Source organism: Billgrantia campisalis (genome assembly GCF_022341425.1).
Classification (GTDB): Bacteria; Pseudomonadota; Gammaproteobacteria; order Pseudomonadales; family Halomonadaceae; genus Halomonas; species Halomonas campisalis.
Window position 1 is genome coordinate 17,563 of sequence record NZ_JABFUC010000017.1, and the last position, 24,142, is coordinate 41,704.

A 24,142-nucleotide genomic window follows, 5' to 3' on the forward strand; every position below is an offset into this window, starting at 1 on the left:
GGTGGGGGAAGCTTCGGCCATCATGACGGTCTGAGCCTGGCCCGAGGCTGTAATCGTATGGCGCAGAAACGAAAAAAGCACCCGCAGGTGCTTTTCTCGTCGGCCGCGGCGGCTAGCTGAGCCGCTGCATATAGTCCACGTAGCCGAAGGTCTTCACCGTGCGCACCGCGCGGCTCGTCTCGTCGATGCGGCAGATCGACGGCAGGCGAATGCCGTTGAAGGTGGTGGTCTTGACCATGGTGTAGTGGGCCATGTCGGTGAACACCAGCCGGTCGCCGATCGCCAGCGGCCTGTCGAAGCTGTACGCACCCACCATGTCGCCGGCCAGGCAGGTGAGCCCGCCCAGGCGGTAGCTGTGGGCCTTCTCGCCCGGCTCGCCGGCGCCGATGATCTCCGGCCGGTAGGGCATCTCCAGCACGTCGGGCATGTGCGCGGTGGCGGAGGTGTCGAGGATGGCGATGGGGCCGTCGTTGTCGACGATATCCAGCACCGAGCAGACCAGGTAGCCGGTGTTCAGCGCGATCGCCTCACCCGGCTCCAGGTAGACCGTCAGATGCGGATGGCGCGCCTTGAAGTCGCGGACCACCCGCACCAGCCGCTCCACGTCGTAGTCCTCGCGGGTGATATGATGCCCGCCGCCGAGGTTCATCCACTTCAGGCTGGCGAGATAGTGGCCGAACTTCGCCTCGAAGGCGGCCAGGGTCTCCTCCAGGGCGTCGCTGTTCTGCTCGCACAGGGTATGGAAGTGCAGCCCCTCGAGGCCTTCCAGATCCGCCGGCGCCAGGTCCGCGGCCCGGGTGCCGAGCCGCGAGCCCGGCGCGCAGGGGTCGTAGAGCGGCACCGCGCCGGTGGAGTGCTCCGGGTTGACCCGCAGCCCGCAGGAGACCCGCCGCGGCGCCGCCGCGACGGTGTCGCGGAAGCGCCGCCACTGGCCCGGGGAGTTGAAGCTCAGGTGGTCCGCGTAGCGCAGTACCACGGCCATCTCCTCCTCGGTGAAGGCCGGCGAGTAGCAGTGCACCTCGCCGCCGAAGGTCTCCGCCCCCAGGCGCGCCTCGTCCTGGCCGCTGGACGTCGTCCCGACCAGGTACTGGCGGACCAGCGGAAAGGTGTCCCACATGGCGAAGCCCTTGAGCGCCAGCAGGATGCGGGCGCCGCTGCGCTCCTGGACCTGCCCCAGCAGTTCCAGGTTGCGGCGCAGCAGGGCGTCGTCTACCACATAGGCCGGCGAGGGACAGGCCTGAATGTCGAAATCGAGCCCGACGTCTAGGCCGTGGTCGCGTGCATCCCCCATGGCTCAGGCCAGCGGGTCGTGGTCGGGGTCGAGCTCGACCACCTGCCAGGGCAGGCCCATCTCGCCGATGCGCGCCATGAAGGGGTCGGGGTCGAGCTGCTCGACGTTGAACACGCCCTTGCCCTTCCAGATGCCCTGGAGCATCAGCATGGCGCCGGTCACCGCCGGCACGCCGGTGGTGTAGGAGATCGCCTGGGACTTGACCTCCGCGTAGCACGCTTCGTGGTCGCAGATGTTGTAGATATGCACTTTGCGCCGCTTACCGTCCTTGATGCCGTCGGCAATGATGCCGATGTTGGTCTTGCCCTTGGTGCGCGGGCCCAGGGAGGCCGGATCCGGCAGTACCGCCTTGAGGAACTCCAGCGGGGCGATCTCGGCACCGCCCACCTTGATCGGCTCGATGCGGGTCATGCCGACGTTCTCGAGCACCTTGAGGTGGGTGATGTACTTATCGGAGAAGGTCATCCAGAAGCGGATGCGCTCCAGCCCCTTGATGTTTCGGCACAGGGACTCGAGCTCCTCGTGGTAGAGGAGGTAGATGTCCTTCTCGCCGATGCCGTCGAACTCGAACTTGCGCTTCACCGCCAGCGGGTCGGTCTCCTTCCACTCGCCCTTCTCCCAGTAGCGACCCTTCGCGGTGATCTCGCGAATGTTGATCTCCGGGTTGAAGTTGGTGGCAAACGGGTAGCCGTGATCGCCGCCGTTGGCATCCAGGATGTCGATGCGGTGAATTTCGTCGAACAGGTTCTTCTGGGCGTAGGCGCAGTAGATATTGGTCATGCCCGGGTCGAAGCCGCAGCCCAGGGTGGCCATGTTGCCCGCCTTGGCGTAGCGCTCCTGGAAGGCCCACTGCTCCTTGTACTCGAACTTGGCCTCGTCCGGATGCTCGTAGTTGGCGGTGTCCAGATAGGGCACGCCGGTACGCAGACAGGCCTCCATGATGGTCAGGTCCTGATAGGGCAGGGCCACGTGGATCAGCACGTCCGGCTGAAACGACTCGATCAGCGCGACCAGCGCCTCGACGTCATCGGCATCCACCTGGGCGGTCTGGATCGGGCGATCCAGCTGGTCGGCGATGGCCCGGCACTTTGCCTCGTTGCGGCTGGCCAGCAGGATATCGCTGAAGACCTCGGGGTGCTGGGCGCACTTGTGGGTGACGACACCGCCGACGCCGCCGGCGCCGATAATCAAGACTTTGCTCATGGGTTCGAATCCAGATCGGGAAAGTTCAACAGTGGTAGGGTCTTATCGGTAGTGGGCCGCCACAGCGCACCCCGACCCGATGCCACCCCGGTCTTGGCCTCGTCCGGCTTCCCCAGCGGGGGTAGACGAGTGGGCGCTGATAATGGCGCCCCCTGAGGCTGGTATCAAGTGGTTTTCGCGTCAAGTGTTAGACTAAAGTGAAGATGCCGAGAGGAGGGCGGAAAGTGCTTCAGCATGAAAAGACCATCATGGCCTTCGATGAGCTGGGTCGAGAGTACATCATCGACATGTTCGTCAGCCCCAGGGACATCAGTGAGCTGCAGCATGCGGGGCCAGCGGGCGAGGAGCCGGCGTCCTTCAAGACTCGCGAAGGCCACAGGGTGACCCACCTGGGCGGCGGCGAGTTCTCGGTGCTGGTGCCGGGCGCGGACGATGCGGTGATCGTTCGCACCGACGACTCCGAGTTCGTCTGAGTCGCCGTACCGGGTGCCGCCTTCCGGTGAGGGGCTCAAGCACTCGAGGTTCAGGGTCCTCGTCCAATTGTGGGATTGCCCTGCATCTAGCTGCGGTGCCTGCCCGAGAAACCGTCGGCTCAGTCGTCGTCGAGGGAAAGCTGCCGCACATGGATGCCCATGGCGGTGGCCAGCTTCTTCAGCGTGCTGTGGCGAAGGTTGGCGCCGGGGCGCTCCCACTGGGCGACCTGGGCCTGAGAGACCTCCAGCCGGCCCGCAAGCTCGGCCTGAGTCATGGCCAGGTGCTCGCGCCAGCAGCGAACCAGCGGAACCTCGTCGGCCAGGTGGCGGCGGACGATCTCGTGGGGCAGCGTCAGGGCATCGGCCTCGCCGGCCCGCTCCACCAGATCGGTGAACTGCTCCAGGGGCACAACGGCGAAGCGGCGGCCCGCTTCCTCGCTGATACGGTAATCAATAGGTGCGCTCATCGCGTTTCTTCACCTCTTCGATAGACACCACGCGCAGCCCGGTTTCTACGTCGAACAGCACGCGGTAACGACCCACACGGAGCCGGTAGTGGTGCTGGTGGCGCTTCAGCGGCTTGATGTCCTTGGTCGTGACGCAACCAGGCCAGTCCTCCAACTCGCCCACGCTGGCAATGATCCGGCTGCGGTCGGGCTTGGGTATCTTGCTGGCCTGCTTGGTGGCTTTCAGCGTCCACTGCACTTGATAGGTCATAAGTTTCTATAAGTTTAAGGGCGCGGGCGAGGATCGGCAAGGGCGTCATTGAGGGGCGATGCGAATCGGCACCGCGTTGTCTGCACGGAATACCCTGTCCCTGGGGTTGGCCGTCTTCACGGTGGTGGCTGTCAGCTTGTTGGTCTGGCGGCTCATGGGAGGCGCCTCGGGCTGGTGATAGCCGGATGCCCCCTTGAGTGGGGGTATATCAAGGAATGCCATGGAACGTCCAGACACAAGAAAGGGGCCCGGAGGCCCCTGTTCATGCGGTTTCTGGAGTGGTGTGGAGCCTCCTGAAACCTAGGTTTGGTGGAGGCGGCGGGGATCGAACCCGCGTCCGCCGGCACTCGCCTATTGGCTCTACATGCTTAGGTCCGTCTTTTGATTTAACGCTACTGGCTCCGACGGGCAGGATCCAGCAACGCGATTCCTCGTCAGTTTTAGCGATTGGCGAGAGGACACCACCAACCGCGATCCCATCAGTCTTGGCTCATATCCCCTCCGCGATGAATGGGCACATCGCTTTGGGGCCGGGCTAGAAGCTAACAGCTTTAAGCTGCCAGCGCGCCCTGAGCGTAGTTGTCGTCGTTTGCGACTATTTAGTCGTGATGTTGGATTTACGAGATACATCACGCTCTCGGCATGCACCGCAAGGGTTGTCACCGGCGTCGAAGCCATGTCGCCCCCATAAGCGCCATCATACCAGATGGACGACCCTATGACACCTCAGGCCTTGACTTGTTCACGCATGATGCGGCCCTTCTGCCGCTGCCAGTCGCGGTCCTTCTCGGTGGCGCGCTTGTCGTGGAGCTTCTTGCCGGTCACCAGCGCCAGCTCGCACTTCACCTTGTTGCCCTTCCAGTACAGCTTGAGCGGCACGCAGGTGTGGCCCTTGTCCTGGGTGCGCGAGAAGATCCTGGCGATCTCCTTGCGATGCAGCAGCAGTTTGCGGGTGCGCGTGGGGTCGGCGATCTCATGGGTGCTGGCGGTGTTGAGCGGCATGATATGGCTGCCCAGCAGCCAGGCCTCGCCGTCCTTGATCAGGATGTAGGTATCGGTGAGCTGGGCCTTGCCGGCGCGCAGGCTCTTCACTTCCCAGCCGGCCAGCACCAGGCCGGCCTCGAAGGTCTCGTTGATGTGGTACTCGAACTTCGCCTTCTTGTTCTGGGCGATGACGTTGCTGCCGGGACCCTTGCCCTTCCCTTTCTTATTGGCCATGGAACCTCGTATCGTGTTCTGCCGATGGCGGCCCCCCCTTCGATCTACGGGGAAGCGTGGTACCATTCAGGCGTGAAATAACGGCTCATGATACGCCCTGGGCACGGTGAAGTCAGCGGAGAGCGCAATGCCAACGGTCAATCGGTCCGCCTTGGTGCGGCACACCCCTAGGGATATGTTCGAACTGGTCAATGATTTCGAAAGCTACCCGGAATTCCTGCCGGGGTGTCGGCGCGCGCGGTTGCTGGAGCGGGATGACTCGCACCTGATCGGGGAGATGACCCTGGGGCGCGCCGGGATCGAGCAGAGCTTCACCACCCGCAACGACCTGATCGAACCCGAGCGTATCGAGATGTCGCTGGTCAGCGGCCCCTTCAAGCGCCTGCGCGGGCGCTGGCTGTTCCTGCCCATGGGGGACGGCGCCTGCAAGGTCAGTCTGGAGCTGGAGTTCGAGTTCGCCAACCGCCTGCTGGGCATGGCCTTCGGCAAGCTGTTCCAGCAGGTGGCGGGGCAGCTGGTGGACTCCTTTACCCGCCGCGCCGACGAGCTCTATGGCCGCTGAAGCGACGCAGGCGACGCTCCGGGTCGAGGTGGCCTTCGCCCTGCCCGAGAAGCAGCGAGTCGTGACCCTGGCGGTGCCGGCGGGTACCACGGCGCGCCAGGCCGTCGCCCTGGCCGAGCTGCCCCGACACTTTCCCGAGGTCGACCCCGAGACATTCGAACAGGCCGACCTGGGGATCTTCGGCAAACCAGTGCGCGACCCGGACGGCCAGGCGCTGCGCGAGGGTGATCGGGTCGAGGTCTATCGCCCGCTGCTCCTCGACCCCAAGCAGGCCCGCGCCCTGCGCGCCGCTCGCCGCAACGGCTGACGCCCCGGACGGTAAGCCGGCCGGGGCGTCAGCGATCTCCAGGGCGGATCAGAATTCCAGGGCGTCGCCCGAGGCCGGCTCACCGCCCTGGGGCAGGGTGCCGCCGTCGCGCGGTGTGGTCTCGGGTGCCATGTCCGGCTGGGTGGCCGGCATGCCCTCGGTTGGGCTGGTACCTTCCACGGCGGGGCCGATGCCGTCCTGAGGCCGCAGTTCGATATCCCCGGTCATGTCCCCGTCACGCTTGATATCGGCCAGCCGGCCGTTGGCGAAGGTCAGGGTCACGCGGCGCTGCTGGACGCCGCCGTAGGCCTCGTCGAGGCGGAAGACGTAGTCCCACTGGTTGGCGTCGAAGGGGGCTTCGAGCAGCGGGCGGCCCATCACGCCTACCACCTGGTCGCGGCTCATGCCGGGCTGCAGCTGCTCAACCATGCCCTCGGTGAGGTAGTTGCCCTGGGGCAGGTCGCGCTTGTAGACGCAGCCGCTGACCAGCGTCAGGGCAACAGAAAGGGTGACGGTTTTGATCAGCTTTTGCATTTGGCTCAGTTCTTCACTATCGTGGATTCGGTCGATCATACCCGACCCTACCTGATACTGCGAAGAGCAACCATGGCCGACCAAAACCATGAACTGCGCAAGGCGGGCCTGAAGGTCACCTTGCCGCGCGTGAAGATCCTGCAGATCCTCGAGAATGCCACCGGGCAGCACCACCTCAGCGCCGAGGATGTCTACAAGACCTTGCTGGATGCCGGCGAAGACGTGGGCCTGGCCACCGTTTATCGCGTGCTGACCCAGTTCGAGTCCGCCGGCCTGGTGGTCCGTCACAACTTCGACGGCGGCCATGCGGTGTTCGAGATCTCCCAGGAGGAGCACCATGACCATATGGTGTGCCTAGAGAGCGGCGAGATCATCGAGTTCTTCGACGAGACCATCGAGCGGCGCCAGCGCGAGATCGCCGAAGAGCACGGCTTCGAGCTCGTCGACCATGCGCTGGTGCTCTATGTGCGGCCCCGGGGCTCCCAGGCGACCCGTCCGGAAGGCATCCAGAAGAAGTAGGCCGCCTGGTTGACGGTGCCCGGCTGACTGATCTGGCGCCATCATAGCCAACGCCCCCGACTCATCCGAGCCGGGGGCGTTGGCGCTGGGTCAGCGGCCTGGCTCAGTGATGGGCGCGCTGCTGGCTGGCATCGAGCATTTCCCGGGCGTGGGCCAGGGTGCGGTCGGAGAGCGTCACGCCGCCGAGCATGCGGGCGAGCTCGCTGACCCGACCGGCCTCGTCGAGCAGCGCCATGCGGGTCAGGGTGGCATCGCGCTTGGCCCGCTTCTCGATGTGCAGATGGTGGTGGGCCTGGGCCGCCACCTGGGGCAGGTGGGTCACCGTCATCACCTGGCCGCCGTCGCCCAGCCGGCGCAGCAGCTGGCCGACGATCTCGGCGGTGGCGCCGGAGATGCCCACGTCGACCTCGTCGAACACCAGGCTGGGGATGGTCGAGTGGCGGGCGGCCACCACCTGGATTGCCAGGCTGATGCGCGACAGCTCGCCGCCCGAGGCCACCTTGGCCAAGGGGCGCGCCGGCTGGCCGGGGTTGGCGCTGATCAGAAAGCGCACGGCCTCCAGCCCCTCCGCCTGCGGGCTCTCGCGCCCCTCCACGTCCACTTCGAAGCGCGCCTTGCCCATGGCCAGGAAGGCCAGCTGCTCCTGTACCGCCTTCCCAAAGCGCTTGGCGGCCCGTCGGCGCGCCTCGCCCACGGCGCGCGCCTGCTCGCGCCAGGCGTCGCGCAGGGCCTCGACCTCGGCGGAGAGCGTCTCGAGGTCATGCTCGCCGCCCTCCAGCCCTTCGAGCTCTTGAGCGAGTCGGCGATGCAGGTCGGGGAGCTCCTCGGGCATCACATGATGCTTGCGGGCGATGCGGTGCACCTCGCCCAGGCGCGCCTCGACCCAGGCCAGGCGCTCCGGGTCCAGCTCGGTGGTGTCGACGAAGCGATGCAGCTCGCGGGCCGCCTCCTCCACCTGGATGCGCGCCTCGCCGAGCATGGCCAGGGTCTCGGCCAGGCTGCCCTGCTGGTGGCCCGGCAGCGCGGAGAGCCGGCTGGTGGCCTGGTGCAGCAGCGACAGGGCGCCGCCCTCGTCGTGATCGCAGCAGTCGGCGGCGAACTGGGCCTCGCGCAGGGTCTCCTCGGCGTGGGCGAGCTGCTCCTGCTCCTGTTCCAGCCCCTCCAGTTCGCCTTCACCCAGGGCCAGACCGTCGAGCTCCTCGACCTGGTAGCGCAGCAGCTGGCGGCGCGCCTGGGCTTCGTCGCCGCTCTCGGCCAGCCGCTTGAGGCGCCGGCGCGCCCGCTGCCAGCGGCGAAAGGTCTCGGCCATCTCGGCCACCGCCTGGCGCTGGCCGGCGAAGTCGTCGAGCAGCCGCAGGTGAGTCTCCTCGCGCAGCAGCGCCTGATGGGCGTGCTGGCCGTGGATCTCCACCAGGTGTTCGCCGAGTGCCTTGAGATCGGCGATGGTGGCCGGCTGGCCGTTGATCCAGGCGCGGGAGCGGCCGCTGGCCGCCACCGTGCGGCGCAGCAGGCAGTCGTCGTCGGGCAGCTCGCGCTCGGTCAGCCAGGCGCGGGCGGCGGGCAGCGCGGCGATATCGAAGCGGGCGCTGAGGTCGGCGCGCTCGGCCCCGTGGCGCACGCTGCCGGCATCGGCGCGCTCGCCCAGGCAGAGCCCCAGGGCGCCCAGCAGGATCGACTTGCCGGCGCCGGTCTCGCCGGTAATGGCGGTCATGCCGCCGGCCAGCTCAAGGTCGAGGGTATCGACGATGGCGTAGTCGCGAATGGCAAGCTGAGTCAGCATCTATCTCCTCCCGGCGCCAGGCTGAAGGGCGTGGCTGGATATCCGTACACGGGTATTGGGTTTTTATACAGTAGTCCAGGGCGGCGCTCAATGCACGCACGGCCAACCTCGGGATTCATCCCTTGAGATTCGCGACATGACCCCAATATAGCCGGCAGATTGCAACGTGATTGCTACCCCGAATCATGCGCGGCCCGCGGGCCGACTTAGCGTTTCAGGAGAAGCCCATGGCCAAAGAACCCCAGACCCCGCTCGATGACGAGCTGGCACGCCACGAGCAGGAGAGCGACACCGCCGAGCAGGAGGCCGAGAGCCGTCTGGCCCAGGAGGAGCTCGAGGGCCTGATCGAGGAGCAGGGCGAGACGATCGATACCGAGGGCGCCAACCCTGAGGTCGCCAATCCCGAGGCTGAAGTGCTGGCGGCGCGGGTCGAGGAGCTCGAGCAGAGCGTGGCCGAGGCCAAGGACCAGGCGCTGCGCGCCGCCGCCGAGGCCCAGAACGTGCGCCGCCGCGCCGAGCAGGAGGCCGAGAAGGCGCGCAAGTTCGCCCTGGAGAAGTTCGTCAAGGAGCTGCTGCCGGTGGTCGACAGCCTGGAGAAGGCGCTGGATGCCATGGAGGAGGGGGCCAGCGAGACCCACCGGGAAGGGGTGGCCATGACGCTGAAGCTGCAGCGCGACGTGCTGGGCAAGTTCGGCGTCGAGGCCGTCGACCCGGCCGGCGAGCCCTTCGATCCCCAGTACCACGAGGCCATGGCCATGGTGCCCAACCCCGAGCTCGAGCCCAACAGCGTGATGGAAGTGATCCAGAAGGGCTATCTGCTCAACGGGCGCCTGGTGCGCCCGGCCATGGTGGTGGTCAGCCAGGCGGCGGGCTGAACGGCAGCCGGCGAATCACGGGACTTGAGCGGCAGGGCTTGAAAAGTCATGCGCCGCCCCCCAGATAGACGACAACCCCGCGGCAAGCGCCGCAGAGACGAATTCAAGCAACGACTTTTCGAGGATTTCCTATGGGACGCATCATCGGTATTGACCTGGGGACCACCAACTCCTGCGTGGCCGTGCTCGACGGCGACAGCGCCAAGGTGATCGAGAACGCCGAGGGCGCGCGCACCACGCCCTCCATCATCGCCTATACCGACGACGGCGAGACGCTGGTGGGCCAGGCGGCCAAGCGCCAGGCGGTCACTAACCCTGAGAACACCCTGTACGCCATCAAGCGCCTGATCGGTCGTCGCTTCAAGGACGATGTTGTCCAGAAGGACATCAAGATGGTGCCCTACAAGATCAGCGAGGCCGACAACGGCGACGCCTGGGTGGAAGTGAAGGGCAAGAAGCTGGCGCCGCCGCAGGTCAGCGCCGAAGTGCTGAAGAAGATGAAGAAGACCGCCGAAGACTACCTGGGTGAAGAAGTCACCGAGGCGGTCATCACCGTGCCGGCCTACTTCAACGACAGCCAGCGTCAGGCCACCAAGGATGCCGGCCGCATCGCCGGCCTCGAGGTCAAGCGCATCATCAACGAGCCCACCGCGGCGGCGCTGGCCTACGGCATGGACAAGTCCCGCGGCGACAAGACCATCGCGGTCTACGACCTGGGTGGCGGTACCTTCGATATCTCGATCATCGAAGTGGCCGACGTCGACGGCGAGACCCAGTTCGAGGTGCTGGCCACCAACGGCGACACCTTCCTGGGCGGCGAAGACTTCGACATGCACCTGATCAACTACCTGGTGGATCAGTTCAAGTCGGATTCCGGCATCGATCTGTCCGGCGACAATCTGGCCATGCAGCGTCTCAAGGAAGCCGCCGAAAAGGCCAAGATCGAGCTCTCCAGCGCCCAGCAGACCGACGTCAACCTGCCCTACATCACCGCCGACAACACCGGGCCCAAGCACCTTAACGTCAAGGTGACCCGGGCCAAGCTGGAGTCGCTGGTGGAGGATCTGGTCAAGCGTTCGCTGGGGCCGTGCAAGACCGCCTTGGCCGACGCCGGGCTGTCCGCCTCCGAGATCGACGACGTCATCCTGGTCGGCGGCCAGACCCGCATGCCGCTGGTGCAGAAGAGCGTGGCCGACTTCTTCGGCAAGGACGCCCGCAAGGACGTCAACCCGGACGAGGCGGTGGCCGTGGGCGCCGCCATCCAGGGCGGTGTGCTGGGCGGCGACGTCAAGGACGTGCTGCTGCTCGACGTCACCCCGCTGACCCTGGGCATCGAGACCCTGGGCGGCGTGATGACCCCGCTGATCGAGAAGAACACCACCATCCCGACCAAGAAAACCCAGACCTTCTCGACCGCGGATGACAACCAGACCGCCGTGACCATCCATGTGCTGCAGGGCGAGCGCAAGCAGGCGGGCGGCAACAAGTCGCTGGGCCGCTTCGACCTGGCCGACATCCCGCCGGCGCCGCGCGGCGTGCCGCAGATCGAGGTCGCTTTCGATCTCGACGCCAACGGCATCCTGCACGTCTCCGCCAAGGACAAGGCCACCGGCAAGGAGCAGTCGATCGTCATCAAGGCCTCCAGCGGCCTCTCCGATGACGAGATCGAGCAGATGGTCCGCGACGCCGAGGCCCACGCCGACGAGGACAAGAAGTTCGAGGAGCTGGTGGCACTGCGCAACCAGGCCGACGGCATGGTCCACGCCTCACGCAAGACCCTCGAGGAGGCCGGCGACAAGGCCAGCGACGAGGATAAGCAGGCCATCGAGAGCGCCATTACCGAGTTGGAAGAGGCGCTCAAGGGCGACGACAAGGACGACATCCAGGCCAAGCTGGACAAGCTGACCGAGGCCTCCGGCAACCTGGCGCAGAAGATGTACGCCGAGCAGGCCGATGCCGCCCAGCAGGCGGGGGCGGACAGCGCCGATGCCGGCAGCAAGCCGGAAGAGGATGTGGTCGACGCCGAATACGAAGAAGTCAACGACGACCAGAAGAAGCAGTAACCGTCACGGCCATGCCACGGACGACGGCAGCGCGGGGGGATGACTCCCGCGTTGCCGTTTCCGCGGATCAGGCGTTAACTGCCTAGACCAGGAGGCGCATGGACCCATGTCCAAACGCGATTTTTACGAGGTGCTGGGCGTCGAGCGCGGGGCCGATCAGAAAGAGATCAAGAAGGCCTACCGGCGCCTGGCGCAGAAGTACCACCCGGACCGTAACCCGGGCGACGATGAGTCGGCGGCCAAGTTTCGCGAGGTCTCCGAGGCCTATGAAATACTCTCCGACGGCGAGAAGCGTGCCGCCTACGACCAGTTCGGCCATGCCGGGGTAGACGGCCAGGCCGGTGGCTTCGGCGGGGCCGGTGCCGGCGCGGGTGCCGGGGGCTTCAGCGATATCTTCGGCGACGTGTTCGGCGACATCTTCGGCGGCGGCGGTGGGCGGCGCAACCCCAACGCGCCGCAGCGCGGCAGCGACCTGCGCTACAACCTCGAACTCGACCTCGAGAGCGCCGTGTCCGGCACCAGCGTCGATATTCGCGTGCCGCGCCATGTGGCGTGCGACCGCTGCGACGGCGAGGGCGCCGAGCCGGGCTCTTCCAAGGAGACCTGCCCGACCTGTCACGGCCACGGCCAGGTGCGCATGCAGCAGGGCTTCTTCGCCGTGCAGCAGACCTGCCCGACCTGCCACGGCAGCGGCGTGCACATCAAGGTGCCGTGTCACAAGTGCCACGGCGAAGGCCGTATGCGCGAGACCCGCACCCTCTCGGTGAAGATCCCGGCGGGCGTGGATACCGGCGACCGCATTCGCTTGAACGGCGAGGGCGAGTCCGGCATCAACGGTGGCCCGCCCGGCGATCTCTACGTGCAGGTGGCGATCAAGCCGCACCATATCTTCCAGCGTGAAGGGCGGCACCTGCAGTGCGAGGTGCCGATCAACTTCGTCGACGCCGCCCTTGGCGGTGAGCTCGAAGTGCCGACCCTGGACGGCCGGGTCAAGCTGAAGATCCCGCCCGAGACCCAGACCGGCAAGCTGTTCCGCCTGCGCGGCAAGGGCGTCAAGCCGGTGCGCGGCGGCCCGCCTGGCGACCTGCTGTGCAAGGTGGTGGTCGAGACCCCGGTCAAGCTGAACGAGGAGCAGAAGGACCTGCTGCGCCAGTTCCAGGAGAGCCTGGGCGGCACCAACAGCGCCCACCACTCGCCCAAGAAGAGCGGCTTCTTCGACGGCGTGAAGAAGTTCTTCGAGGACATGAAGCCGTAAGGCCATCAGCGCTTCGTGACATGCACCGCCCCGGCATCGAATGATGCCGGGGCGGTGTCGTATCCGGGGTCAGCGCTGCAGGTGGTCCAGCCGCCAGGCCAGGGCGTCGGGGTCCGGTTGCCAGCGTGGATCACGGGGCAGCACCAGCGGCTGCTGGTCGAGCTCGCAGAGCCAGCGGTTATCCACTACCAGGGGGTCCACCGCGGCGCTGACATGCCAGCGTTGGTCCGGACCGGGGGCAATCAGATGGTTGTCCATGGCCCAGTGAAGGTTGGGGGTGAGAGCCAGGCCATTCACGGGACGGTCGTCCTGGCTCGCGGAGAAGGGGATCAAGTGGGCCGCTTCCACTAGGAAGCGAAAATCGGGAGTGATGAACCGAAGGCGACTGGCGGCACAGCGGTAGTCGTAGGCCTCCAGGACCAGAGAACGAAAGGCGGCTGAGCGGGCTCGCTGCTGTTCGGGCGGGCCTTGCTGATCACCTTTGAGTCGTTCCGGGGCTCGCTCGTAGGCACCGCTGGCAAAGGCCAGTTCCAGATAGTCATGCAGCCGTGTCTGTAGGTCGGGTCTGGAGGGGAAGTAGCTGGCAATGATCAAGGCTGCCGCTTCTCTCGCCGAGCTTTCGGACTCAAGCCGAGCATGGAGTGTCGGGTGAAGCCGTGCCGTTGTATAGCGCTTGAGAAGCTGGGCAAGAGACCTGGGGGCTCCCAACTGATCGACGACCTCGCTCAGTGCTGGAGGGAGGTCCGGTTGCCAGAGCGAGCCTGCCTGGCCATCGGGCCCCTTGTCACTTGCCAGAAACCAGAGCGGTAGCCAGGGTCTGGCTTCCTGCCGGCTGTCGGCCGCCAGCTCATAGAGGTCGTGATACTGGGCGATCAGTCGCTCATCAATGGCGATCCTGGAGGACGTGATATGCCCACTCTGAATCTCGCAAATTATCGCCAGCATCAGGCAGGGCTTGTTGGGCGCGGGCTTCCCCCTGCTGTGCCCGACCCTGAGCCGCGTCAGGCAGGCAAGCGCATCGGTCATGCTGTGTCTCCCGGGCTCTCACTTGCGGTGTTGCGGACACATTATCAGAAATCCCCGATGATCCGGCCGACCGAACACTTCGTTCCGCTGCAATAGGTGCTTGGCGGCGGTGGCGGTGGCGTCATAGTCTGAAGGCTCATTGATCGACGAACGGAGACGAGCATGCCCATTTCACGTGCCGAGATTGCCACCGAGTCCGGGGCGAAGCTGATCAACCGCCTGTGCAAGCACTGGGCGCACAAGCTGGAGGTGGAGCACAAGGAGGACCATGGGCGGGTGGCCTTCGAGGACGGTACCTGCCTGATGCGGGCCGAGCCGGGCAAGCTGGTGGTGGAGGTCGAGACCCTCGACGAGGAGAGCCTGGATCGCCTGGAAGGCGTGGTGGCGAGTCACCTGGAGCGCATGGCCGGTGACGAGGCGCTCGAGATCGTCTGGGAAAATTGAGCGATGCGATAACGCGCCGTGCCGCCCACCTGGGCATGCTGCTGTGGGCGGTGCTGGTGGGGCTGTCGTTTCCCGCCGTGGGGCTGATGAGCGAGCTGCCGCCGCTGGCGCTCACCTCGCTGCGTTTCGCCATCGCCTGTGCCGGGCTGTGGTGGCTGGCGCGCCGCGCGCCGGGCTTTGTGCCGCCCTGGCGGGTGCTGCCGCTCTATGCGCTGATGGGGCTCTGCCTGGCCGGTTTCTTCGGCGCCATGTTCTGGGCCGCCCACCATGCCACGGCACTCTCCATGGCCACTCTCTATGTCAGCGTGCCGCTGCTGGCCTTCCTGCTGGGGCTGGGCTTTCGGGTCGAGCAGCCGGGCTGGCGGCTGCCGGCCATTCTGGCGCTGGGCGCCAGCGGGGCGCTGGGGCTGGCCTTCGCCGAGTCGCTCGGCGAGGCGGGCGGGCTGCACCTGGGCATCGGCGAGGCGGTGTTCTTCCTGGGCTGCGTCTCCTCGGCGCTCTACCCGGTGCTCAGCAAGTGGGGGCTCGCCAAGGGGTGGCTGCCGGCGTCCGCGGCGGTGCGCACCTTCTGGAGCCTGGGGCTCGGCGGCGTGCTGATCGGCCTGTTGGCGCTGGTCGTGGAACCGACGGGGCGCCTGGCCAGCATGACCGGTGGCGACCTGCTGCTGCTGGTCTATCTGGGGCTCTTCTCCAGCGCCCTGACCTTCTGGCTGATGCAGCGTGCCACTGCGGCGCTGACCCCCGGGGCCGTCACCGCCTACGGCTACCTGGTGCCCTTCGTCTCCATGCTGCTGCTGTTCATCCAGGCCCCCGGGCGGATCGGCTGGGTGTGGCTGCCGGGCAGCGTGCTGGTGCTCACGGCCATCGCCCTGCTGCTGCGCAACGGCCGCCCGCCCGCGCCGACGAGCTGACCCCGGCTCACTCGCTGGCGCGCTCCGCCGCCGGCGCGAGTCCCGGGAAGCGGGAGCGAATCTCCTCGTGTATCGCCGCCGCGTTTCCCGCGTGGCGGCGCGAGAAGTGGAAGGGGATCAGCTGTTCGACTTGCGCCGCGGCGGCGATCTCGCCGCAGGCGTGGGCGGTCAGGTGGCCGGTGAGGCGCGCCTGGTCGGCCTCGCGGGCCAGGAAGGGGGCCTCGCAGAACAGCACCCGGGCGCCGTGCGCCAGGGCGATCAAGCGCCGGCGGTTGTCGGCGCTGTCGCCCAGGTCGGTGGCATAGACCAGCCGCTCGCCGGGCCCGGTGAGCAGCAGTGCCTCGGCGAGCCGTGCCGCCTGCCATCGCTCACCGTCGGGCAGAGTGAGCCAGGCCTCCCCGTTGCCGGCCAGCATCCGCTGCTTGAGCTCCCCAAGCCATGGGCCCGGCGGCCAGCCGTGGGCGGCCAGGCGCTCCTTGCGCACCTTGATCTGGACGTCGGGTTCGAAGGCGAAGGCGAGCACCGGAGTGCCGTGGTCCAGCGTCGCGGCGCGCACGCGAAAACCGAGCTCCTCATGCACGATGCCGTCGATCACGCGGCGTGGGGGCAGGGGGGCCGGCGCCGCCTCCCCGGCGGTGATGCGCCAGCGTTCGAGCCGCTCGCCGTGCAGCTCGCCGACCTCGAAGCGCGGGGCCTTGTCGGCGACCCGGTCCCAGAGAATGCCGCGCATCAGGCCGTCGATATGCCCGGCGAGCCCGGGCGGCCCGACCAGCCGGCAGGGCGGGTAGTCGCCGATCCGCGAGCGCAGCAGCCACAGGAAGCCGCCGATATGATCGAAGTGGGTGTGGCTGATGAAGACGTCGCTCACCTGGTGGGCGAGGCGCGCCGGCAGGCGGCCCGGATCGCCCAGGTCGAAGAGCAGGCTGCGCTTCTGGTGCCGCAGGCGCAGGTGGAGCAGCGGGTCGCCGAAGACGCCGTTGACCAGGGTCGCCGTCAGGGTGGTGAGCCGGACCTGGGGGCGCGGTCCCTGTCCGGCCGCCAGGGGCGCGAGCGCCTCGGTCGCGGCCGGGGTGGGGCGGGGCGTCCCGGTCGGGGCGCGGTGGGGGTGGGCGGTGCCCAGCTGGCCGTCGGCGTGGCGCCGGGCGTCGCGCACCGCCAGGGCGGCGGGTGCGGCGGTGAGCGGCGCGGCTCGCAGCCGTAGTCGCTCGCCGTCGAGCGCCAGGATCTCGCCGAGTGCCAGGGTGTCGCCCCGGGCATCGAGCAGCCCGACCTGGCGGCCACGCCAGGCCTCGGGCACGCCGCGCGGTGGCGGGGTGCCGGTCACCGCCAAGGCGGTGAGCGCCAGGCAGCGCTCCTCGGCACCGGCCAGGTAGGCGTCCCAGGCCGCGGTGCGGCGCTGGGTGCGGGCCTGGCGGCCGGGGTGGCGGGCCCCTTCGGCCGGCGGCAGGCGCCGCGTCTCAAGGCCCAGGGCGCGACACTCCGCGCTCAGCGGCGCGGGGCCGTGGTCCGCGGCGAGCATCAATAGGGCCGTGGCGCCGGCGGCCTCGGCCAGGGCCGGTAGCAGCTCGGCGCCGGCCACGCCGCGTATCACCCCGGGCGCATCGATCAGCAGCGGGCCCTCCCCGGCCTGGCGGGCGAGGCGGCGCAGGGCGTCCACCAGCGGCAGGCGGAAGCGGGCGGCGTCCAGGCTGGCCAGGGCGGCGAGCGCCTCCAGCTGCCAGTCGCCCTGCTCCCCCAGGGTGGCGTCCCAGCGCCCCAGGCAGGCGGCGCCGGGTGGGCCGAAACCGGGCAGGCCCGGATCGGCGCTCAGGCAGCGGCAGGCGTGGCCCTGCACTGCCAGGCTGGCGGCCGCGGCCCGGGCCAGGGTGCTCTTGCCGCTGCCCGGGGCGCCGGCCAGCAGCACCCGGTCGTGGCGGCCGAGCAGCGCCAGCAGGGGGTGGTTTGACGGCAGTGGTTCTGGTGGTGCGAGCATGGCACGCTCCTCGCCTCGCTACGCCCAGTGTGGGCGATAGCGACTGCCTTGCCCAAGCGGCAGTCATCCTGCTTGACGTATTACGCTTCGCGTAATATTTTTACCGTCATGATCGAGTCCTTTGCCTGCAAGCGCACGCAGCAGCTTTTCGAGGGGAGGTGTCCCAGGGCGTTTCGGGCCTTTCGGCGCCAGGCCGAGCGCAAGCTGCAGCTGCTGGATTCGGCAACCACTCTGGATTTTCTGCGTTCGCCGCCTGGCAACCGCCTCGAGGCACTGCGTGGCAACAGGCAGGGGCAGTACAGCATCCGCATCAACGACCAATGGCGCCTCTGCTTTCGCTTCGAGAGCGGTGCCGCCTTCGATGTTGAGATCGTGGATTATCATTGATCCTGGCGTAGGGAGCCTTCATATGATCAAGAACGGTATGCGGCCAATCCACCCGGGTGAGGTGTTGCGGGAAGACTATCTCCAGCCGCTGGAGATGAGCGTCAACGCGCTGGCGCGGGAGCTGCGTGTGCCTGCGACGCGCCTGCACGAGATCGTCAAGGAGCGCCGTGGCGTCTCGGCGGATACGGCATTGAGGCTGGCGCGTTACTTTGGCGGTGATGCCCAGTCGTGGCTGAACCTGCAAGCCACCTATGACCTCCGGAAGGTCGAGCTCGACCATGGCGAGCAGATCGCACGGGATGTGTCGCCGCGAGATGCCGCCTGAGGCGTCGGAGCCTCTGGTATACTGCCCCTCGATCCCAAGCCTACTATTTTTGCAGGAGTCCGCATGACCCGTATCGCCATCGTCGGTGTCGCCGGCCGCATGGGCCGCACCCTGGTCAACGCCGTGCAGCAGGATGCCGAGACCACCCTGGCCGGCGGCATCGTCGAGCCGGGCAGTTCGCTTGCCGGCGCCGATATCGGCGAGCTGGCGGGTCTCGGTCGGCTGGGCGTGAGCGCCGTGGACTCGCTGGAGGCCATCGTCGACGACTTCGATGTGCTGATCGACTTCACCTCCCCCCAGGTGACGCTGGCCAACCTGGCCTTCTGTGCCAAGCACGGCAAGCGCATGGTGATCGGCACGACCGGGCTTTCCGACGAGGAGCTGGCGGTGCTCGACGGCTACCGCGACCGGCTGCCGATGGTCTTCGCCCCCAATATGAGCGTGGGGGTGAACCTGACGCTGAAGCTGCTGGAGACCGCGGCCAGGGCGCTGGGCGACGAGGGCTACGACATCGAGGTGATCGAGGCCCACCACCGCCACAAGGTGGACTCGCCCTCCGGCACCGCGCTGAAGATGGGCGAGGTGGTGGCCGAGAGCCTCGGCCGTACGCTCAAGGAGCACGGCGTGTTCGAGCGGGTCGGCCAGTGCGGGCCGCGCGATCCCAAGGAGATCGGCTTTGCCACCGTGCGCGCCGGCGACATCGTCGGCGAGCACACGGTGATGTTCGCCACCGAGGGTGAGCGCATCGAGATCACCCACAAGGCGAGCAGCCGCATGACCTTCGCCAAGGGCGCGGTGCGCGCGGCGCGCTGGGTGGCCGGCCAGAGCAACGGCCGCTATGCGATGCAGGATGTGTTGGGGCTGTGAGCTTGTGAGTCAGCTGCCGTCCGAGGGGCGTCGAGGGCAGGCCGAAGAGGAGGTCCTTCGCCATGGATGGCGAAGGTAGCGCCCAGGGATGGGTTCACAGCGCCTCCTCGCAGGCCTGTGCTCGAATCAGCCCCGGTTCAGCGCCGGTTTGGTGGGTCCATGGCGTAAGGCAGTAGCCACACGAGGCTGTATCCTGTAACATCTCCAAAATTTTGGCCGGGCGCCTGAAATACAGCAGTTCCACTGCGCGCTTGTTGCGTGGCCAGCCCCCGAGCAGTACAGACAACAAGCGGGATGAAACCGGTTTATCTATCGGCTTCGTCCCGCTTTTTTACGAGTCGAATCTGTCGCAATGACGATAGCCGCCGAGCCTGCGCCCCTCAGGCTCGCATCAGCATGGGAGGACCTTGTCTTGAACAGCCCCGCATTGAACAAACCCGCGATACTGGCCCTGGAAGACGGCAGTGTGTTTCATGGCACGGCGATCGGTGCCGATGGACAGACCAGCGGTGAGGTGGTGTTCAATACGGCGATGACCGGCTACCAGGAGATCCTGACCGACCCCTCCTACACCCGACAGATCGTCACTCTGACCTACCCGCATATCGGCAACACCGGCATCAACGCCGAGGACGTCGAGTCCGGCGCCATCGCCGCCGCCGGCCTGGTGATCCGCGACCTGCCGCTGGTCGCCAGCAACTTCCGTTCCGAGCAGTCGCTCTCCGATTACCTGAAGAGCCAGAACGTGCTCGGCATCGCCGATATCGACACCCGCCGCCTGACCCGCATCCTGCGCGACAAGGGGGCTCAGAACGGGGCGATTCTGGCCGGCAGCGAGGCCGAGGGCGACGACGCCGTCGAGCGCGCCCTGGCCGCGGCCCGCGCCTTCCCCGGGCTCAAGGGCATGGACCTGGCCAAGGTGGTCTCCTGCCAGACCCCCTACGAGTGGACGGAAGGCGAGTGGACCCTGGGCGAGGGCTACGCCGATACCGCCGGCCCGGATGGAAAGGCCGAGCGTCCCTACCACGTGGTCGCCTACGACTTCGGCGTCAAGCGCAACATCCTGCGCATGCTCGCCGCCCGCGGCTGCCGCCTGACCGTGGTGCCGGCCCAGACCCCGGCCAGCGAGGTGCTGGCGATGAACCCGGATGGCGTCTTCCTGGCCAACGGCCCCGGCGACCCCGAGCCCTGCGACTACGCCATCCAGGCGATCCGCGAGATCCTCGAGACTGAGCTTCCGCTGTTCGGCATCTGCCTGGGTCACCAGCTGCTGGCGCTGGCCAGTGGCGCCAAGACGGTGAAGATGGGCCACGGCCACCACGGCGCCAACCACCCGGTGCAGGACCTCGACAGCGGCCAGGTGATGATCACCAGCCAGAACCACGGCTTCGCCGCCGACGAGGCGAGCCTGCCGGACACCCTGCGGGCCACGCACCGCTCGCTGTTCGACGGCACCCTGCAGGGGATCGAGCGCACCGACCGCCCGGCCTTCAGCTTCCAGGGGCACCCGGAAGCCAGTCCCGGCCCCAAGGACGTCTCGCCGCTGTTCGATCGTTTCGTCGCCATGATGAAGGCGCGCCGCTGAGCGCGACCCGACCGACATCAGCCTGTTTTTCACCGATTAGCCGCGGGAATCATCATGCCCAAACGTACTGACATCCAGAGCATCCTGATCATCGGCGCCGGCCCCATCGTCATCGGCCAGGCCTGCGAATTCGACTACTCCGGCGCCCAGGCCTGCAAGGCGCTGCGCGAGGAGGGCTTCCGGGTCATCCTGGTCAACTCCAACCCGGCCACCATCATGACCGACCCGGCCATGGCCGACGCCACCTATATCGAGCCGATCACCTGGCAGGCGGTGGAGAAGATCATCGAGGCCGAGCGCCCCGACGCCATCCTGCCCACCATGGGCGGCCAGACCGCGCTCAACTGCGCGCTGGACCTGGACAAGCACGGCGTGCTCGAGAAGTTCGGCGTGGAGATGATCGGCGCCAACGCCGACGCCATCAACATGGCCGAGGACCGCGACCTCTTCGACCAGGCCATGCGACGCATCGGCCTGGAGTGCCCCAAGGCCGAGGTGGCCCACAGCATGGAGGAGGCCTGGCGCATCCAGGCGTCGCTGGGCTTCCCGGTGATCATCCGCCCCTCCTACACCATGGGTGGCTCCGGCGGCGGCGTGGCCTACAACAAGGAGGAGTTCGAGGAGATCTGCACCCGCGGCTTCGAGCTCTCCAACAACCACGAGCTGCTGATCGACGAGTCGCTGCTGGGGTGGAAAGAGTACGAGATGGAGGTCGTTCGTGACAGGAACGACAACTGCATCATCGTCTGCGCCATCGAGAACTTCGACCCCATGGGCGTGCACACCGGTGACTCCATCACCGTGGCGCCGGCCCAGACGCTGACCGACAAGGAGTACCAGATCATGCGCGACGCATCGCTTGCGGTGCTGCGCGAGATCGGCGTCGAGACCGGCGGCTCCAACGTGCAGTTCGGCGTCGATCCCAGCACCGGGCGGATGGTGGTCATCGAGATGAACCCGCGGGTGTCGCGCTCCTCGGCGCTGGCTTCCAAGGCCACCGGCTTCCCGATCGCCAAGATCGCCGCCAAGCTGGCGGTGGGCTACACCCTGGACGAGCTGTCGAACGACATCACCGGTGGGCGCACCCCGGCGTCCTTCGAGCCCTCCATCGACTACGTGGTCACCAAGATCCCGCGTTTCACCTTCGAGAAGTTCCCCCAGGCCAACGACCGCCTGACCACCCAGATGAAGTCGGTGGGCGAGGTGATGGCCATTGGCCGCACCTTCCAGGAGTCGCTGCAGAAGGCGCTGCGCGGCATGGAGACCGGCAACGACGGCCTCGACCCCATCGTCACCGACTTCACCGACGACGCCCTGGCCCACATCAAGGGCGAGCTGCAGGCCGCCGGCGCCGAGCGCATCTTCTTCATCGCCGATGCCATGCGCTCGGGGATGGGCGTCGAGGAGGTCTTCGCCCTGACCAAGATCGACCCCTGGTTCCTGGTCCAGCTCGAGGAGCTGGTGCGCATCGAGCAGGAGGTCGCCAAGCGCTCGCTCTCCGAGCTCGATGCCCGTGAGCTGCTGCGCCTCAAGCGCAAGGGCTTCTCCGACGCGCGACTGGCCAGTCTGCTCGGCGTCGCCGAGAAGGAGTTCCGCAAGACCCGCCAGAAGGCCGGTATCCGTCCGGTCTACAAGCGGGTCGATACCTGCGCCGCCGAGTTCGCCACCGATACCGCCTATCTGTACTCCACCTACGAGGAGGAGTGCGAGGCGGAGGCCTCGGATCGCCAGAAGATCATGGTGCTGGGCGGCGGGCCCAACCGTATCGGCCAGGGCATCGAGTTCGACTACTGCTGCGTGCATGCCGCCTTCGCCATGCGCGACGACGGCTATGAGACCATCATGGTCAACTGCAACCCGGAGACCGTCTCCACCGACTACGATACCAGTGATCGCCTCTACTTCGAGCCGGTGACCCTGGAGGACGTGCTGGAGATCGCCGACAAGGAGCAGCCGGTCGGGGTGATCGTGCAGTTCGGCGGCCAGACCCCGCTCAAGCTAGCCCGTGAGCTGGAGGCCGCCGGGGTGCCGATCATCGGCACCACCCCGGACGCCATCGACCGTGCCGAGGATCGCGAACGCTTCCAGCAGATGATCGACAAGCTGGGCCTCAAGCAGCCCCCCAATGCCACCGCGCGCAGCTTCGAGGAGGCCTTCGTCAAGGCTGAGGCGATCGGCTACCCGCTGGTGGTGCGCCCCAGCTACGTGCTCGGCGGCCGGGCCATGGAGATCGTCTACGACGCCTCGGAGCTCGAGAACTACATGACCCATGCGGTGAAGGTCTCCAACGACTCGCCGGTGCTGCTTGACCACTTCCTCAACGCCGCCATCGAGATCGATATCGATGCCGTCAGCGACGGTCAGCAGGTGGTGATCGGCGGCATCATGCAGCACATCGAGCAGGCCGGGGTGCACTCCGGCGACTCCGCCTGTGCGCTGCCGCCCTACTCGCTGCCCGCCGAGGTGCAGGACGAGATGCGCGAGCAGGTCAAGCGCATGGCGGTGGAGCTGGGTGTCAAGGGGCTGATGAACGTGCAGCTGGCCTGGCAGGACGGCGAGATCTACGTTATCGAGGTCAACCCGCGTGCCTCGCGCACCGTGCCCTTCGTCTCCAAGTGCATCGGCACCTCGCTGGCCCAGATCGCCGCCCGCTGCATGGCCGGAACCAGCTTGGCGGACCAGGGCTTCACCCGGGAGATCGTGCCGCACTTCTACAGCGTCAAGGAGGCGGTCTTCCCGTTCAACAAGTTCCCCGGGGTCGACCCCATCCTGTCGCCGGAGATGAAGTCCACCGGCGAGGTGATGGGCAGCGGCGACACCTTCGCCGAGGCCTTCTACAAGGCCCAGCTGGGCGCCGGCGAGGCGATTCCCAAGCTCGAGGGCGAGCGCAAGGCGTTCCTCTCGGTGCGTGAACCGGACAAGCCGGGAGTTATCGAGATCGCCCGTTCTCTGTTAGGATTGGGCTTCACGCTGTGCGCGACCCGCGGTACCGCCGCCGCCCTGGAAGCGGCCGGTCTCGATGTCGAGGTCGTGAACAAGGTCTACGAAGGTCGCCCGCATATCGTCGATCTGCTCAAGAACGACGACATCGCCTACATCGTCAATACCACCGAGGGTCGCCAGGCGATCAATGACTCCTCGGTGATCCGCCGCACCGCGCTTGCCCGCAAGGTCCCCTACGCCACCACCCTGGCGGGGGCCAGTGCCGTTTGCATGGCACTGGAGTATGGCAACGAGATCACCGTGCGGCGGCTACAAGAACTGCATGCAGGAGCCAGTCAATGAACAAGGTCCCGATGACGGTCGCCGGTGAGGCGCGCCTGCGCAAGGAGCTTGAGCACCTCAAGAGCGAGGCGCGTCCCAAGGTGATCGCCGCCATCGCCGAGGCCCGCGAGCACGGCGATCTCAAGGAGAACGCCGAGTACCATGCCGCCCGCGAGCAGCAGGGTTTCATCGAGGGGCGCATCCAGGAGATCGAGAGCAAGCTCTCCAGTGCCCAGGTGATCGACGTCACCAAGCTGCCGCAGACCGGCAAGGTGATCTTCGGCGTCACCGTGGGGCTGATCAACCTGGGTAACGACGAAGAGGTCACCTACCGCATCGTTGGCGAGGACGAGGCCGAGATCAAGGCCGGCAAGATTTCGGTGACCTCGCCCATCGCCCGCGCCCTGATCGGCAAGGAGGAGGGGGACGTGGTGGTGGTCAGGACCCCCGGCGGCGAGGTCGAGTACGAGATCTCAAGCGTCGAGCACCTGTAGCCCTTCGGGCAGCGACAAGGAAGCCCCGTCAGGCATGGGCCTGGCGGGGTTCTTGGTATCTTGCCCGGTA

At 67.1% G+C, this 24,142-nt stretch carries 24 protein-coding genes and 1 other RNA gene; 15 read left to right on the top strand and 10 right to left on the bottom strand.

The window, feature by feature from the left end:
• Positions 1-112: 112 nt before the first annotated feature.
• Both nspC and HOP52_RS17285 read right to left on the bottom strand, forming a co-directional pair.
• Positions 113-1,291: a carboxynorspermidine decarboxylase gene (gene nspC, locus HOP52_RS17280; RefSeq protein WP_238978650.1), complete on the bottom strand. Its 1,179-nt coding sequence runs from the start codon at positions 1,289-1,291 to the stop codon at positions 113-115.
• Between the two features lie 3 nt (positions 1,292-1,294).
• Positions 1,295-2,494 carry a saccharopine dehydrogenase family protein gene (locus HOP52_RS17285; protein WP_238978651.1) on the bottom strand — a complete coding sequence of 400 codons (1,200 nt, stop codon included), beginning with the start codon at positions 2,492-2,494 and terminating at the stop codon, positions 1,295-1,297.
• 224 nt (positions 2,495-2,718) lie between these two features.
• On the opposite strand from HOP52_RS17285, the gene HOP52_RS17290 reads away from it, so the two are divergent.
• Positions 2,719-2,967 (top strand): hypothetical protein, encoded by a 249-nt coding sequence (locus HOP52_RS17290; RefSeq protein WP_238978652.1) that lies wholly within the window; start codon positions 2,719-2,721, stop codon positions 2,965-2,967.
• 119 nt (positions 2,968-3,086) lie between these two features.
• On the opposite strand, the gene HOP52_RS17295 is transcribed toward HOP52_RS17290, so the two are convergent.
• From HOP52_RS17295 to smpB, 4 genes are all read right to left on the bottom strand, one after another.
• Complete coding sequence (locus HOP52_RS17295) at positions 3,087-3,434, bottom strand: helix-turn-helix domain-containing protein (RefSeq protein WP_238978653.1); 348 nt, start codon at positions 3,432-3,434, stop codon at positions 3,087-3,089.
• Entirely contained in the window at positions 3,418-3,684 is a 267-nt protein-coding gene (locus HOP52_RS17300) for a type II toxin-antitoxin system RelE family toxin (RefSeq protein WP_238978654.1), read from the bottom strand. The genes HOP52_RS17295 and HOP52_RS17300 overlap by 17 nt, the downstream gene beginning before the upstream one ends.
• Positions 3,685-3,991: 307 nt before the next feature.
• Positions 3,992-4,371: a transfer-messenger RNA gene (ssrA, locus tag HOP52_RS17305) on the bottom strand.
• Positions 4,372-4,410: 39 nt separating this feature from the next.
• Positions 4,411-4,902 (bottom strand): SsrA-binding protein SmpB, encoded by a 492-nt coding sequence (gene smpB, locus HOP52_RS17310; RefSeq protein ID WP_238978655.1) that lies wholly within the window; start codon positions 4,900-4,902, stop codon positions 4,411-4,413.
• A 127-nt stretch (positions 4,903-5,029) separates the two neighbouring features.
• Between smpB and HOP52_RS17315 the strand changes: the two genes are divergently transcribed.
• Together HOP52_RS17315 and HOP52_RS17320 are read left to right on the top strand one after the other, a co-directional pair.
• Positions 5,030-5,464, top strand: coding sequence for a type II toxin-antitoxin system RatA family toxin (locus tag HOP52_RS17315; RefSeq protein WP_238978656.1), 435 nt, complete (start codon positions 5,030-5,032; stop codon positions 5,462-5,464).
• A complete protein-coding gene (locus HOP52_RS17320) occupies positions 5,454-5,771 on the top strand; it encodes an RnfH family protein (protein WP_238978657.1) in 318 nt (105 codons plus the stop codon). The genes HOP52_RS17315 and HOP52_RS17320 overlap by 11 nt, the downstream gene beginning before the upstream one ends.
• 48 nt (positions 5,772-5,819) lie before the next feature.
• On the opposite strand, the gene HOP52_RS17325 is transcribed toward HOP52_RS17320, so the two are convergent.
• Positions 5,820-6,305 carry an outer membrane protein assembly factor BamE gene (locus HOP52_RS17325; protein WP_238978658.1) on the bottom strand — a complete coding sequence of 162 codons (486 nt, stop codon included), beginning with the start codon at positions 6,303-6,305 and terminating at the stop codon, positions 5,820-5,822.
• A 72-nt stretch (positions 6,306-6,377) separates the two neighbouring features.
• On the opposite strand from HOP52_RS17325, the gene fur reads away from it, so the two are divergent.
• A complete protein-coding gene (gene fur, locus HOP52_RS17330; protein ID WP_238978659.1) occupies positions 6,378-6,824 on the top strand; it encodes a ferric iron uptake transcriptional regulator in 447 nt (148 codons plus the stop codon).
• Positions 6,825-6,927: 103 nt separating this feature from the next.
• Here fur and recN read toward each other — a convergent pair whose 3' ends face one another.
• The gene (recN, locus tag HOP52_RS17335) at positions 6,928-8,604 is read right to left on the bottom strand and encodes a DNA repair protein RecN (protein WP_238978660.1); all 1,677 of its coding nucleotides are present in this window, start codon (positions 8,602-8,604) and stop codon (positions 6,928-6,930) included.
• Between the two features lie 227 nt (positions 8,605-8,831).
• Between recN and grpE the strand changes: the two genes are divergently transcribed.
• From grpE to dnaJ, 3 genes are all read left to right on the top strand, one after another.
• Positions 8,832-9,479: a nucleotide exchange factor GrpE gene (grpE, locus tag HOP52_RS17340; RefSeq protein ID WP_238978661.1), complete on the top strand. Its 648-nt coding sequence runs from the start codon at positions 8,832-8,834 to the stop codon at positions 9,477-9,479.
• A 131-nt stretch (positions 9,480-9,610) separates the two neighbouring features.
• Complete coding sequence (gene dnaK / locus HOP52_RS17345) at positions 9,611-11,542, top strand: molecular chaperone DnaK (protein ID WP_238978662.1); 1,932 nt, start codon at positions 9,611-9,613, stop codon at positions 11,540-11,542.
• Positions 11,543-11,648: 106 nt separating this feature from the next.
• Entirely contained in the window at positions 11,649-12,797 is a 1,149-nt protein-coding gene (dnaJ, locus tag HOP52_RS17350; RefSeq protein WP_238978663.1) for a molecular chaperone DnaJ, read from the top strand.
• A 69-nt stretch (positions 12,798-12,866) separates the two neighbouring features.
• Here dnaJ and HOP52_RS17355 read toward each other — a convergent pair whose 3' ends face one another.
• Positions 12,867-13,823, bottom strand: coding sequence for an HNH endonuclease (locus HOP52_RS17355; protein WP_238978664.1), 957 nt, complete (start codon positions 13,821-13,823; stop codon positions 12,867-12,869).
• A gap of 162 nt (positions 13,824-13,985) precedes the next feature.
• On the opposite strand from HOP52_RS17355, the gene HOP52_RS17360 reads away from it, so the two are divergent.
• Together HOP52_RS17360 and HOP52_RS17365 are read left to right on the top strand one after the other, a co-directional pair.
• The gene (locus tag HOP52_RS17360) at positions 13,986-14,267 is read left to right on the top strand and encodes a DUF2218 domain-containing protein (protein WP_238978665.1); all 282 of its coding nucleotides are present in this window, start codon (positions 13,986-13,988) and stop codon (positions 14,265-14,267) included.
• Positions 14,264-15,178, top strand: a complete 915-nt coding sequence (locus HOP52_RS17365; protein WP_238978667.1) for a DMT family transporter — start codon at positions 14,264-14,266, stop codon at positions 15,176-15,178. The genes HOP52_RS17360 and HOP52_RS17365 overlap by 4 nt, the downstream gene beginning before the upstream one ends.
• A gap of 7 nt (positions 15,179-15,185) precedes the next feature.
• Here HOP52_RS17365 and HOP52_RS17370 read toward each other — a convergent pair whose 3' ends face one another.
• Complete coding sequence (locus HOP52_RS17370; protein WP_238978669.1) at positions 15,186-17,150, bottom strand: Clp1/GlmU family protein; 1,965 nt, start codon at positions 17,148-17,150, stop codon at positions 15,186-15,188.
• A 48-nt stretch (positions 17,151-17,198) separates the two neighbouring features.
• Here HOP52_RS17370 and HOP52_RS17375 point away from each other — a divergent pair, with 48 nt between their 5' ends.
• The 6 genes from HOP52_RS17375 (at position 17,199) to greA (ending at position 24,072) form a co-directional block, all read left to right on the top strand.
• Positions 17,199-17,537, top strand: a complete 339-nt coding sequence (locus HOP52_RS17375; RefSeq protein ID WP_309675118.1) for a type II toxin-antitoxin system RelE/ParE family toxin — start codon at positions 17,199-17,201, stop codon at positions 17,535-17,537.
• 22 nt (positions 17,538-17,559) lie between these two features.
• Complete coding sequence (locus tag HOP52_RS17380; protein ID WP_238978671.1) at positions 17,560-17,862, top strand: HigA family addiction module antitoxin; 303 nt, start codon at positions 17,560-17,562, stop codon at positions 17,860-17,862.
• A 63-nt stretch (positions 17,863-17,925) separates the two neighbouring features.
• Positions 17,926-18,729, top strand: a complete 804-nt coding sequence (gene dapB / locus HOP52_RS17385) for a 4-hydroxy-tetrahydrodipicolinate reductase (protein WP_238978673.1) — start codon at positions 17,926-17,928, stop codon at positions 18,727-18,729.
• 427 nt (positions 18,730-19,156) lie between these two features.
• Positions 19,157-20,314 carry a glutamine-hydrolyzing carbamoyl-phosphate synthase small subunit gene (gene carA, locus HOP52_RS17390; protein ID WP_238978674.1) on the top strand — a complete coding sequence of 386 codons (1,158 nt, stop codon included), beginning with the start codon at positions 19,157-19,159 and terminating at the stop codon, positions 20,312-20,314.
• A gap of 54 nt (positions 20,315-20,368) precedes the next feature.
• Positions 20,369-23,599: a carbamoyl-phosphate synthase large subunit gene (carB, locus tag HOP52_RS17395; RefSeq protein ID WP_238978676.1), complete on the top strand. Its 3,231-nt coding sequence runs from the start codon at positions 20,369-20,371 to the stop codon at positions 23,597-23,599.
• On the top strand, positions 23,596-24,072 hold the full coding sequence (greA, locus tag HOP52_RS17400; RefSeq protein WP_238978677.1) for a transcription elongation factor GreA: 477 nt from the start codon (positions 23,596-23,598) through the stop codon (positions 24,070-24,072). Before carB ends, greA begins: the two co-directional genes overlap by 4 nt.
• Positions 24,073-24,142 lie beyond the last annotated feature (70 nt).

Bases quoted from the DNA above. Each gene is read 5' to 3' on its own strand.
- carB (WP_238978676.1), top strand. From the start codon at position 20,369: ATGCCCAAACGTACTGACATCCAGAGCATCCTGATCATCGGCGCCGGC.
- dnaK (WP_238978662.1), top strand. From the start codon at position 9,611: ATGGGACGCATCATCGGTATTGACCTGGGGACCACCAACTCCTGCGTG.
- smpB (WP_238978655.1), bottom strand. From the start codon at position 4,902: ATGGCCAATAAGAAAGGGAAGGGCAAGGGTCCCGGCAGCAACGTCATC.
- recN (WP_238978660.1), bottom strand. From the start codon at position 8,604: ATGCTGACTCAGCTTGCCATTCGCGACTACGCCATCGTCGATACCCTC.
- grpE (WP_238978661.1), top strand. From the start codon at position 8,832: ATGGCCAAAGAACCCCAGACCCCGCTCGATGACGAGCTGGCACGCCAC.
- HOP52_RS17285 (WP_238978651.1), bottom strand. From the start codon at position 2,494: ATGAGCAAAGTCTTGATTATCGGCGCCGGCGGCGTCGGCGGTGTCGTC.
- HOP52_RS17320 (WP_238978657.1), top strand. From the start codon at position 5,454: ATGGCCGCTGAAGCGACGCAGGCGACGCTCCGGGTCGAGGTGGCCTTC.
- HOP52_RS17315 (WP_238978656.1), top strand. From the start codon at position 5,030: ATGCCAACGGTCAATCGGTCCGCCTTGGTGCGGCACACCCCTAGGGAT.
- dapB (WP_238978673.1), top strand. From the start codon at position 17,926: ATGACCCGTATCGCCATCGTCGGTGTCGCCGGCCGCATGGGCCGCACC.
- HOP52_RS17355 (WP_238978664.1), bottom strand. From the start codon at position 13,823: ATGACCGATGCGCTTGCCTGCCTGACGCGGCTCAGGGTCGGGCACAGC.
- HOP52_RS17380 (WP_238978671.1), top strand. From the start codon at position 17,560: ATGATCAAGAACGGTATGCGGCCAATCCACCCGGGTGAGGTGTTGCGG.
- fur (WP_238978659.1), top strand. From the start codon at position 6,378: ATGGCCGACCAAAACCATGAACTGCGCAAGGCGGGCCTGAAGGTCACC.
- HOP52_RS17295 (WP_238978653.1), bottom strand. From the start codon at position 3,434: ATGAGCGCACCTATTGATTACCGTATCAGCGAGGAAGCGGGCCGCCGC.
- HOP52_RS17300 (WP_238978654.1), bottom strand. From the start codon at position 3,684: ATGACCTATCAAGTGCAGTGGACGCTGAAAGCCACCAAGCAGGCCAGC.
- dnaJ (WP_238978663.1), top strand. From the start codon at position 11,649: ATGTCCAAACGCGATTTTTACGAGGTGCTGGGCGTCGAGCGCGGGGCC.
- nspC (WP_238978650.1), bottom strand. From the start codon at position 1,291: ATGGGGGATGCACGCGACCACGGCCTAGACGTCGGGCTCGATTTCGAC.
- greA (WP_238978677.1), top strand. From the start codon at position 23,596: ATGAACAAGGTCCCGATGACGGTCGCCGGTGAGGCGCGCCTGCGCAAG.
- HOP52_RS17360 (WP_238978665.1), top strand. From the start codon at position 13,986: ATGCCCATTTCACGTGCCGAGATTGCCACCGAGTCCGGGGCGAAGCTG.
- HOP52_RS17325 (WP_238978658.1), bottom strand. From the start codon at position 6,305: ATGCAAAAGCTGATCAAAACCGTCACCCTTTCTGTTGCCCTGACGCTG.
- HOP52_RS17370 (WP_238978669.1), bottom strand. From the start codon at position 17,150: ATGCTCGCACCACCAGAACCACTGCCGTCAAACCACCCCCTGCTGGCG.